10 protein-coding genes are annotated in these 10,135 nt (G+C 72.7%); 7 read left to right on the forward strand and 3 right to left on the reverse strand.

Annotated features, from left to right (window positions below; translation table 11 throughout):
* Positions 1-279 precede the first annotated feature (279 nt).
* The 3 genes from ACFV4G_RS34870 to ACFV4G_RS34880 all read left to right on the forward strand — a co-directional run bounded on the left by ACFV4G_RS34870 (position 280) and on the right by ACFV4G_RS34880 (position 3,028).
* A complete protein-coding gene (locus ACFV4G_RS34870; RefSeq protein WP_380446199.1) occupies positions 280-1,101 on the forward strand; it encodes an SDR family NAD(P)-dependent oxidoreductase in 822 nt (273 codons plus the stop codon).
* A 449-nt stretch (positions 1,102-1,550) separates the two neighbouring features.
* The gene (locus ACFV4G_RS34875) at positions 1,551-1,982 is read left to right on the forward strand and encodes a hypothetical protein (protein WP_380446200.1); all 432 of its coding nucleotides are present in this window, start codon (positions 1,551-1,553) and stop codon (positions 1,980-1,982) included.
* A 137-nt stretch (positions 1,983-2,119) separates the two neighbouring features.
* Positions 2,120-3,028, forward strand: a complete 909-nt coding sequence (locus ACFV4G_RS34880) for an NAD(+)/NADH kinase (protein WP_380446201.1) — start codon at positions 2,120-2,122, stop codon at positions 3,026-3,028.
* Between the two features lie 30 nt (positions 3,029-3,058).
* Here ACFV4G_RS34880 and ACFV4G_RS34885 read toward each other — a convergent pair whose 3' ends face one another.
* Complete coding sequence (locus ACFV4G_RS34885) at positions 3,059-3,763, reverse strand: rhomboid-like protein (protein ID WP_380446202.1); 705 nt, start codon at positions 3,761-3,763, stop codon at positions 3,059-3,061.
* A gap of 310 nt (positions 3,764-4,073) precedes the next feature.
* Between ACFV4G_RS34885 and ACFV4G_RS34890 the strand changes: the two genes are divergently transcribed.
* Both ACFV4G_RS34890 and ACFV4G_RS34895 read left to right on the forward strand, forming a co-directional pair.
* The gene (locus ACFV4G_RS34890) at positions 4,074-5,162 is read left to right on the forward strand and encodes a glycoside hydrolase domain-containing protein (protein WP_380446203.1); all 1,089 of its coding nucleotides are present in this window, start codon (positions 4,074-4,076) and stop codon (positions 5,160-5,162) included.
* Between the two features lie 10 nt (positions 5,163-5,172).
* Positions 5,173-5,472 (forward strand): hypothetical protein, encoded by a 300-nt coding sequence (locus tag ACFV4G_RS34895; RefSeq protein WP_380446204.1) that lies wholly within the window; start codon positions 5,173-5,175, stop codon positions 5,470-5,472.
* Between the two features lie 17 nt (positions 5,473-5,489).
* Here ACFV4G_RS34895 and ACFV4G_RS34900 read toward each other — a convergent pair whose 3' ends face one another.
* Complete coding sequence (locus ACFV4G_RS34900; protein ID WP_380446205.1) at positions 5,490-6,569, reverse strand: UbiA family prenyltransferase; 1,080 nt, start codon at positions 6,567-6,569, stop codon at positions 5,490-5,492.
* On the reverse strand, positions 6,566-6,688 hold the full coding sequence (locus tag ACFV4G_RS34905) for a hypothetical protein (RefSeq protein ID WP_359959260.1): 123 nt from the start codon (positions 6,686-6,688) through the stop codon (positions 6,566-6,568). Before ACFV4G_RS34905 ends, ACFV4G_RS34900 begins: the two co-directional genes overlap by 4 nt.
* Positions 6,689-6,986: 298 nt before the next feature.
* On the opposite strand from ACFV4G_RS34905, the gene ACFV4G_RS34910 reads away from it, so the two are divergent.
* Both ACFV4G_RS34910 and ACFV4G_RS34915 read left to right on the forward strand, forming a co-directional pair.
* The gene (locus ACFV4G_RS34910) at positions 6,987-8,030 is read left to right on the forward strand and encodes a nucleoside hydrolase (RefSeq protein WP_380446206.1); all 1,044 of its coding nucleotides are present in this window, start codon (positions 6,987-6,989) and stop codon (positions 8,028-8,030) included.
* A gap of 32 nt (positions 8,031-8,062) precedes the next feature.
* On the forward strand, positions 8,063-10,015 hold the full coding sequence (locus ACFV4G_RS34915) for a hypothetical protein (protein ID WP_380446207.1): 1,953 nt from the start codon (positions 8,063-8,065) through the stop codon (positions 10,013-10,015).
* The last annotated feature ends 120 nt before the right edge of the window (positions 10,016-10,135 follow it).

Consider the following 10,135-nt stretch of genomic DNA (forward strand, 5'->3'; position numbering starts at 1 on the left):
AAAAACAACATATTTCCGACGCCCGCTAATTATTTGAATAACACACCGCCCCCGGCCCCTAACCCTCCCGCCCCCCCCCCGCCCCGTCGGCTCCGAGGCCGGGGGACGGACGCGCGAAACATCTCTCGGACGCGCGAAGCATCTCTCCGCGCATCACCTCTTCCCGCTCATCGCCTCTCTCCGCGCATCACTTCTCTCCGCGCCGACGGCACCGGGGAGATGCGGCCACGCGCCGCGCCTCCTTCGCACCCCGTCGGCGCCCTCCACCCTGGATGGGTCATGTCCGTCTCTGTTCTGTCCGCCCGCACCGCCCTCGTCACCGGCGCGTCCTCCGGCATCGGCTGGGAGACCGCCCGGCTCCTCGCCGGCCTCGGCGCCACCGTCCTGGTGCACGCCCGGACCACCGCCGAGGCGGAGGCGGCCGTCGCCCGGCTGGTCGCCGACGGCGCCCGGCGGGACCAACTCGTCGAGCTGGCAGCCGACTTCACCCGCCTGTCGGAGGTGGCGGTGCTGGCCGGGACGGTCGTCAAGCACTACCCGGCACTGGACCTGCTGGTCAACAACGCCGCCGTGATGGCCCCCGAGCGCTGCACTCTCACCGACGACGGCAACGAGGTCTCGCTCCAGGTGAACTTCCTCGCCGGCCACCTCCTCGCCAAGCTCCTGCGCGCCCCGCTAACGGCGGCCGACGGCGCCCGCATCGTCAACGTCTCCTCCGCCCTGCACCGCACCGCGTCGATGAACTGGTCCGACCCGCACCGCGTCAAGAAGTACTCGCGCGTCGCCGCGTACGCGCAGTCGCAGCTCGCGCTCACCATGGACACCGCCGAGATGGCCCCGGACGGCTCCGGCATCACCGCCGTCAGCGTCAACCCTGGCCAGTGCGAGACCGCCCTGCTCCCCCTGTACGGACGCGTCGGCGCCCCGGCGGCCGAGGGCGCGGCGGCCGTCGTCCGGGTGTGCCTGCCGGACTTCCCGGTCGTCAACGGCGCCTACTACGAAGGCGGTTCGGTCGCGGCCACCGCCCAGGCGGCGCAGGAGGAGCGTTCGAAGAAGCGGCTCGCCAAGCTCGCCGACCAGCTGGTCGGCCAGGCGGCCTGAACCCCGCCGGCCCGAACTCCGCCCACCCGAAGAACGGAAGAAGATCCCCGATGTCCAAGCGCGCCCGCAAGAAGAAGGCCCGGCGGAAGAAGAAGGCCAACCACGGCCGCAAGCCCGCGTAGACCCATCCGGCGCCGCGTGCCACCGGCACCGGATGAGACCTCCGGCCCCCGGGGCTCCGCCGTCCACTGGAGAGGACGACGGAGCCCACGGGGGCCGAGGTGCGCCCGGCCCTCATCGGATCCGACGAGGCGGGTCACAGCGACACCCGCACGCTCCGCCGTTCGGACCTCGGCGAGCGGAGGGCGGCGTGGAGACGCGGAGGAGGCCGTCCCGTGCGCCGAAGCGGACCGGTGTTGATCACCGTGCACCGCACGTCCTACGCTTCCCGGGTCCGCCCCGCCCCGCAGCCGCGAGGGCGGCGCGGCCTTCTCGGGGGAGAAACGCAGATGGCAGACGTACCCGCCACGCCGCAGGACACCGTGCCGCAGGACGCGGTCCCGCGGGAGGCCGTCCCGCAAGCGACGGTCCCGCAGGACGCCGTGCCGGTGCCCGCCGCGCGCGAACGCGAGGCGCGAACGCCCAGGCCGTCCGATCGCTTCGCCGGGCTCAGGGACTGGTGGCAGGACGGGAGCGCCGAGTCCTCCCCGGTGAAGTCCTCGATCAACGGGGTGATCCTCGGCTTCTACCTCGCGCTGATCGTCGGCGCCCGAGTCACCGGCCACCGACGCGACGCCCTGGCCCTGATAGGGGCCGGATTCATCCTGTGCATATTCGTGCTGGCCTGCCTGTGGTGGACCCTCGAACGCCCGCGGGCCGGCCTGACCGCCATGCTCGCCGGCGCGCTGGTGGCCACGGGGGTCGTCCTGGCCTGGGGCTGAGCCGTACCGGGCCAGGAGCCGCGCGACCGGCGCTCTCGGACGACACGCGGTGCCCGTCGCCGGAACCCTCCGTACACGGCCGCCCCTGGCCGGCGCCGTCCCCGGCCCGTGCCCTTGAAGGCGGCACCCGGCTGTGCGTGACTGGGAGGAGCAACATCCGCCCGCACGACGGCGAGGTGCCCCGGATGGGATTCATCGGCACGGTGGGGCTGGTCCTCCACCCCGAGCGCACGTGCGCGCCGACCGTGGACACCGTCCTCCGGTGGAGCCGGGGGCACGGCGCCAAGGTCCTGGGCCTGGCGGCCGAGGTGACGCGGATCGGCTGCGAGGCCGTACCGGTCGAGGCGGAGGAGATGACCGCGAGCGCCGACCTGCTGATCAGCCTGGGCGGGGACGGCACCATGCTGCGCGCCATGCGGATGGTGTCCGGCGGCCACGCCCCCGTGCTCGGCGTCAACGTCGGGCGCCTGGGGTTCCTCGCCGAGGTCGACGTGCCGGACCTCCCGGCCGCGCTCGACGCGATCGACGACCACCGCTTCACCGTGGAGACCCGCTCCGGCGTGCACGCCCGCTTCGGCTCCACCTGGCACACGGCGCTCAACGACGTCGTGCTGGTGCGCAGCCCGGGGCACCGGACCGCGGCCGTCGCCGTGCGGGTGCAGGACCAGCCGTTCGTGTCCTACACCGCCGACGCCGTCGTCGTCGCCACCCCGACCGGGTCGACCGCCTACAGCTTCTCGGCCGGCGGTCCGATCGTCTCGCCCAACGCCGAGGGCCTGCTGATCACGCCGGTGGCCCCGCACGCCGCGTTCAACCGCTCGGTGTTCCTCTCCAGCGGTGAGCGGCTCGCGCTGGAGGTGCTGCCGCACAGCGGCGGCCTCGCCGTCGAGGCCGACGGCCTGCTGGCCGGCCACGTGTCCCCCGGTGACGTCGTCGAGGTGACCATGCTGCCCGACGCCGCCCGCGTCGTCCGGCTCGGCCGCACCACCTTCTACCAGCGCGCCCAGCGCAAGCTCCGCCTCACCGGTTCGGCGGAGCCTGCCTGAGCCTCATCACGGCTCCGCCGAGCGGATGTCTCATCGCTGCGAGCGGCCCTGCGAACGACCCTGTGAACGCCTCGGCGCACGGCCCTGCGAACGACCCTGCGAACGGGCCGGTTCCCGTTCGGCGGTCCGGTGGCGGCGGCGGACATGGTGGGCGACGACGACCGCGAGACCGGTGAGCGCGGCCAGCACGTGTCCGACCGCTGCCACGTCCCCGTCGGGCAGGCCGTCGAGCAGTTCGGGCGCCGACGCCACCAGCAGGGCCGACCACACCACCCGCCACCACACCCTGCGGGCGCACCCCGCCGCGATGACCATCGCCGCGACCACGACGAACGACGGGCCGGTGTCCAGCTCGAACGCGGCGTCGGGCAGCAGGCCGCCGTGCCGGATGCGCCACCAGACCATCCCCTCGGTCACGGCCGTCGCCCCCGCGTGGGCCAGCGCGAGCACCAGCACCGCACGCAACCGGCCGAGGACCGCCACCACGGTGAACCCCGACAGCGCGAGCAGCGGCCACGCCCACCCGTCACCCTGGGGCACGAACGCGGACGCCACCAGCGCCTCGACGGGGTGACCGGCCGGCCAGGGCCGCAGGTTGGCCAGATCGGTCGAGGCCCACGCGCGAAGCTGCTCCGCGTCGTCGACGGGCAGCGCGTGCGTGACCGTCACCCCGACGGCCAGCAGGGCCGCGTACCACGCGGCGGGGTTGCGGACGAGTCGGCGCGCAGCGGGCAAGGAGGCTCTCCAGGGTTCTCGGCGGGCTCCGACGTAGCGTACGGCCCGCGCGACGTCGCACCGACGTCCGGCCCCGCCGGCATCCCGGGCTCATCCCGGGCTCATGCCGGGCCCATCCCGATCATCCGGCCCACCGGGATGATCGTGCCCATGTCCTGGTCAAACACGGTGCGGTTGTGGGCTTTGCCGCTCTTGGTGGCGGGGCAGAACGTACTCGGACAACCCGCCGGCCGGCCGTCCGCCGAGCCCATCGCCCTCACCCCCACCCCCACTCCCGCTCTCACCCCCACACACCCAAGGGAGCCACCTCGTGACCTGGGGAGTCGACTACCCCTGGACCCACCCGACGGCCGCCGCCCTCCAGGCCTCCGGCGCGGCCTTCGCCATGCGGTACCTCAGCACCGACGCGTCGAAGAACCTCACCCGCGCGGAGGCCGACGACCTGGCCGCGCACGGCATCTGGTGCGGCGTCGTGTGGGAGACCACCGAAGGCCGGGCCCTCGCCGGGCAGGCCGCCGGAGCCGCCGATGCCCGAACGGCCGCGGCACAGGCCGCCGCCTGCGGCATGCCCCCGGACCGGCCGATCTACTTCGCCGTCGACACCGACACCGACTGGCCGAGCGTCCGGCCGTACTTCACGGGCGCCGCCGGCGTCCTCGGCGCGGCGCGAACGGGCGTCTACGGCGGACTGCACGTGGTCCGGGGCGCCGCCGCCTCCGGGCTCGTCACCTGGTACTGGCAGACCTCCGCGTGGTCCGGCGGCGTCTGGGACCCGGACGCACACCTCCGGCAGGGCGGAGCGGTCACCATCGGCGGCGTCGACTGCGACCGCAACACCGCCACCACCACCGACTACGGGCAGTGGATGCCCGACCGCTCCCCGCAGGAGGACGACGTGCCGTACACCGAGGACCAGCTCCGCGCGATGATCCGCGAGGAGACCGTCAACGCGGTCAGCAGCCAGCCCGTCCGGGACTCCATCGCCTACGCCGTCCACTACGCCGACGACAATCCGGACGGCATCCGCACCCTCGTCCGGGGGCTGCCGCAGCAGGTCTGGCAGCACGGCCTGCCGAACGTGACCGCCGACTGGCAGCAGCGGACCGGCGCCGACGCGGTCGTCCCGGCGATGTGGCTGCTCGCCGCCAACAACCCGATCCAGTACCAACTCGCCGTGGCGAAGGCCCAGATCGCGGCACAGGCGGCGGTCATGCAGACGCTGCTCTCCCACGCCGACGGCATCGACACCGCCACGGTCACCGCCGCCATCGAGGCCGCCGTGGCCAAGGCCCTCGCGTCCGGCGTCGAGATGCACGTCACGACCGGCCCGACCGACCCGACCGTGTCCGCAGTGCCCGCGGTGTCCACGGTGCCCGCCCCCACCACCCCGACCACCTGAGGGAGAACCGGTGCCCGACTCCGTCCGCCGCACGATCCGCACGATCCTCCAGCTCGTCCTCGGCCTCGCCGCCGCGCTGCCCGCCCTCGTGCACACCACGAACCTGCCGTCCACCCTCCCCGGTCTCGGCGTCGCGCTCGCCGTCGCCGCGGCCATCACGCGGATCATGGCGATGCCCGCCGTGGACGCCCTGCTGCCGGGCTGGCTCAGGATGACGCCGCCCACCACGCCGGCCACCACGGACTCCGCCGACGCGACGCCGCCCACCACGGCGACCACCACGCAGGCGGGCACACCGGAACCGTCGTGACCGATCCGCCCCCGCCCCTACCGGGCGGGGGCATTCACGACAAGTGCTCGATCACCGGGCGACGACGCCTCGGCCGCCTCCTGCCCGAGCGAGGCGGTGGTGAGCCCGGTTCCCGGCCCGTAGCGCACCAGGCCGACGACCTGGCCGACCGTCACCAGGAGGACCCCGCCGACGACCAACGCCTGCACCCCCGTTCCCCACCCGGCCTGCCCCATCGCCACGTGCGCGAGCTGGAGGACCAGCAGCCCCCGGCCGATCACCGCCGCACCCGCGATGAGCGCCTCCTCCCGCCGGTGCCCGACCTCGTTCGCCAGCGCGCGGAGGATGAGCAGCACGGCGGCGAGGCACACGCCGTACGAGGCCACGAACGCCGGCGTGGGCCGGGGCGTGGCGGCCAGGATGACGCACGTGCCGATCACCCAGCAGCAGGCGCTGAACAGACAGGTGGCGCGGCGCCCGTGCCGCACGAGGAACGTCCGCTTGCCGAAGAGGGCGTCGCCCCGGACGTCACGGAAGTCCTTGAGCAGGATCCGGCCCACGAACCCGATGTAGAGGCCGCCCAGCATCATCAGGTCACGAGGGCCGACGGCGGCACCGGTGGCGGTGAGGCCGAGCAGGTACGGCAGCGCGACGTAGCAGGCCGGCAGGGCCAGCGCCGCGACGGCACCCCGGTCGGCCAGCCGCACCGGGCGCAGCGAGTACCCGGCGCTCAGCGCGAGGGCCGCGACCATCAACACCCCCGGCCGGAGCCCGAGGAGGGAAGCCGATCCGAGCGCGACGACGGCGGACACCGCGGCCGTCACGACGAGGTTCCGGCTCCCCGCCGCGGCCGTGACCAGCGGCCGACTCCAGTGCCCCGGCAGGTTGACCCGGTCGATCGCCTCGTCGGAGAGGTCGTTGACGCAGACCGAGCAGAGCAGGAACGCCACGACCGGCACGACGCACTCGGCGAACAGGAGCCGGTCCTCCGCGTGCCCCGCCTGGGCGAGCCCGAGCGCCGTGTAGAGGGCGAAGAGCAGCGCGACGGCGGGACGGCCGAGCGCGACGAGGACCCGAACGCGGACGGCCAGGCGCCGCACTCCCTGTCCGCCCCTCACTTGTTCGGCACCAGTCGGACCGAACCGGTGAACAACAGCACCATCCCCCCGAGGACCGCCAGCCCGGCGAGGGCCAGCACGGCGGCCAGGGCGCACCCGATGAACTCGATGCACGACATGGGCCGCTTCCCGGGCACAGATCCGCGCCGTGCGGACCGGCGGTGCGGTTCGTCGGGCGACGACCAGAGTGCTCCCATGCGTCATTCCCCTTTGCAGCAACAGTCGTTGATCCTGCAGGCCGTCCGCCATCGTCCGCCGCCGCACGCGGGTTCCGCCTGAGTACGGATACTCAGTCACCTCCCCGCCGATCGGCGGGGAGGTGCTGGGTTCCCTCACTCAGGGGCAGGTCAGAGGACCCCACTACGATGCAATCGCGAAGGTCATGACGACCTTTGATCGATCGACTGAAGAGGGACAATGGGAGACAACTCGGAAGACACGTGGGACGACCTGCGTCGGCATAGGGAAGCCATCACAGCACTGGGTGAAGCCATCCCCGACAGCGTGTTCGCGGCGATGGCAAAAGACATTCGCCCGTCGTCTCTGCCCGAGGACCTGCGCAACGCCCCGCTGATCATCGACACCGACATCGGCGGGGACCCCGACGACGCCCTGGCCGTCGCCGCCGCTGCGCGGTACACGAGTGACCTCAAGCTCGTCATCACCGGCGACGAGTCCCAGGGCCGACGCGCACGCTTCGCCCGCCACCTGCTGGACCTGATGGACCGCCCCGACGTGGCGACGGTGGCCGGCGCCGAGCTCTCCGACACGCCGTACTTCGTCATCGAGCACCTCGTGCCGCAGGACGTCCCGGCGCAGCGGACCGACATCGTCGCCGCCGTCCGCGAGGTCCTGGCGTCAACGGACGGCCCGGTGCGGTGGGTCGGCATGGCCCCGCTGTCGAACCTCGCCCACGTCCTCGCCGAGGCACCCGAGGCGGCTACCCGGCTCCGGGTGACGCAGATGGGCGGCGCCCTGCGGTACCGCAACCCGGAGATCGCCGAACACAACGTCCGCCTGGACGTCCCGGCCGCCCACCGCGTGCTCAAGGCGGTCGCTGTAGGACACCTACGGAAGCCGGAGTTCATTGCGTCAGAGGTAACCTTCACGCCGAAAATCGAGGTCACGGCGGAAAGCCCGCTGTACGAATGGCTGGCAGCCCCCCACGCGCCTCAGTGGGCCGCGCTCCTCGCCGCCCACCTGGACGCGTGGTTCACACGCTTCCACCCCGGCAGCATGCAGCACGACGCCCTCACTCTGACAGCCGCCCTCAGGCTCCCATTCGTCGATTCGGCCACCATCGGCATCTCGATGGACGAGATCGGACGAACCACCAGGAGTGACGACGGCGTCCGGATCCGGTGGAGCTTCGACGCCGACTACGACGCATTCATGACCTGGCTCACCAAAACACTGACGGAGCGCCTGCCCTCCACCCGCGCTGAAAGCGAGCAAGGTTGATAGAGCGGGAGCACCCAACCATCACGGCGTTGATGGACAACTACCAGCTCACGCCCGCTGGTAGACGAGCCGTCACGGAGGCTTACGACGTCTTCCGTCGCTTCCACGGGCCGTTCATCACCTCCATCGCGGCCGAGATGCTTCCCGATCTCAAAGCGGATGCCGAACAAGGACGCCTCGTCGTCTTTCTCGGACGGGATGGACACAGCTTCGCCGCCGCCACACGTGCGCTGGATCCGGAATTCTTCGCAAGAAGCTGCCGCGAGGTCGTGCTATCGCGCGTCATAGCAGAGGCCGCGCTTCAGGATCTCGAGCAGAACAGGGGAAAGCAGTTCCCCGACATCGAAGGGTTCCGGGGAACACGTGACCGGGTGGCTCCCGACAGCGTCCTCGGAGCCCACCGCGCCCTGACGGACTATCTCGACGACGAGAACGTACCCGTCGGCATACCCGGCAGCCGTCTGACACTCGTCGACAGCAGCTACAAGGGTACGGTGCAGGAACTCCTGGCCGCCGCTTACCCGCGGACCGACTTCGAGGGTCGCTACGCCTTCTTCGGAGCCGCTCCGGATGATCCGAATCCCGATCGCAAGATCGGCTACGTCGTCCACCTGAAGGCCGAACAGACCGGTGAGGGCAAGGGGTACCCCTTCGACGACCTCCATCCCAACCAGGGGTGGACGTTCGCCAGCAAGGAACCCATCAACGTCATCGAGCACACTCTCCACAGCCCGATGGACACTCCGCGCAGCGTGACCGTCGACGGTCCCCAGCAGCGGCGTCAGCGGGACATCCCGGATGCGCTCCGCGGCTTCAATCCGTCGCTTGTCCCGGAACGGTTCCGGGATCCGCTGACGCGCGAGGCAATCAAGGCTGCAGCGCTGGTCGCCGTGTACGACGCCGCAGCGGAGCGCGCCGCCCTCGGCCCCAAGGATGCCACCTGGCTGGCCGAACGGATGCGGGAGCGGGCGCAGTTCACCGACGCCGTACGGCAGTGGGTCGACCGCAGCCCCGAGGTCGACCCGCAGCTGAAGACCGTACTCGACAGCGTCGTACGCCGCGTCGACCACCCGGTCTACAGCGAGTTGCGGGACCACCTCGCAGAACAGGGGATCTCGGAGGAGCAAGCCGCCCAGGCCTGGTCCCGGATGGAGCAGTTCCCCGACCGGGCGAGCCGGGCCGACTTCGTCCGCGCCTCGACTCGACCGCTGCCCTACGGGGACGTGCCGGACGCCGACCTCGGTGCGGCGCTCGGCCGGGCTGTCGGGGAGGCGGAGGGCGCCCGGCAGCAGGCCGTGGCGGCCGAGGGGCGGGTCGGGGAGATCGCGGCCGCGCTCGCGCCGGGTGGTGAGGTGGAGCAGCGGGTTGCCGCCCGTGCGGGGCAGGTGGAGGCGATCTTGCAGAGCCGGACGGACGCGGCCCGTGTCGACCGGTTGGCCGGGGACCTCGACCGGGCCAGGCAGCAGGCCGGGGCCGTGGAGGAGCGGTTGGCGGAGCGGGGCGGGTTCGGGAGGCCCGCCGTTCGCGGAGCCGACCGTGAGGCCCTCGAGCAGCAGCTCGCGCAGCTCGGCGTGGCCGTGCAGACCGGGGATCAGCGCCTCGCCGCCGCGCGGGAGCAGCTGCAGGTGAGCGTGCGTGCGGCCGGGGACGCCTCGGAGCACGACGCCGTACTGGCGGCCTGGCAGCAGGCCGGTGGCAATCCGGCCGAGGTGCTGGCTCGCACGACCGCAGCGCGCGAGCGCGGCCTGGAGTCGGCCCGCTCACAGGCGCAGGAGGCGCACCAGCGGGCAGCCGGGCTGGAGACCGCCGTCGGGCAGATCCAGCAGGAGCTGTCCAGGCGTGCCGCTCAGCCGCCCGCGCAGCGCCTCGCCGAGGATGCCCAGCGGGTCCAAGCAGCCCAACGGGCGGCGGTGCCGCACCAGCAGGTGCAGCAGCCCGCACCGGTGCAGAGCCACTCCCAGCACCGGAGCGGATCCGCCCGGTAGGGCCGAATGCGCCTCGCCCCCACCGGTCGATTCGGGGGGGGCGGGGGGCGAACGGTGTGCGGTGTGGGCGGGCCGCGCCCCCGGGGTGGGCGGGGGGGGCGGGGGGGCGCGGGGGGGGCC

Source organism: Kitasatospora sp. NPDC059747, from assembly GCF_042732955.1.
GTDB lineage: Bacteria > Actinomycetota > Actinomycetes > Streptomycetales > Streptomycetaceae > Kitasatospora.

What these genes read in the sequence shown, in the direction of transcription:
- ACFV4G_RS34870 (WP_380446199.1), top strand. Translation starts at nt 280, where the DNA reads ATGTCCGTCTCTGTTCTGTCCGCCCGCACCGCCCTCGTCACCGGCGCG.
- ACFV4G_RS34875 (WP_380446200.1), top strand. Translation starts at nt 1,551, where the DNA reads ATGGCAGACGTACCCGCCACGCCGCAGGACACCGTGCCGCAGGACGCG.
- ACFV4G_RS34905 (WP_359959260.1), bottom strand. Translation starts at nt 6,688, where the DNA reads ATGTCGTGCATCGAGTTCATCGGGTGCGCCCTGGCCGCCGTGCTGGCC.
- ACFV4G_RS34910 (WP_380446206.1), top strand. Translation starts at nt 6,987, where the DNA reads ATGGGAGACAACTCGGAAGACACGTGGGACGACCTGCGTCGGCATAGG.
- ACFV4G_RS34915 (WP_380446207.1), top strand. Translation starts at nt 8,063, where the DNA reads ATGGACAACTACCAGCTCACGCCCGCTGGTAGACGAGCCGTCACGGAG.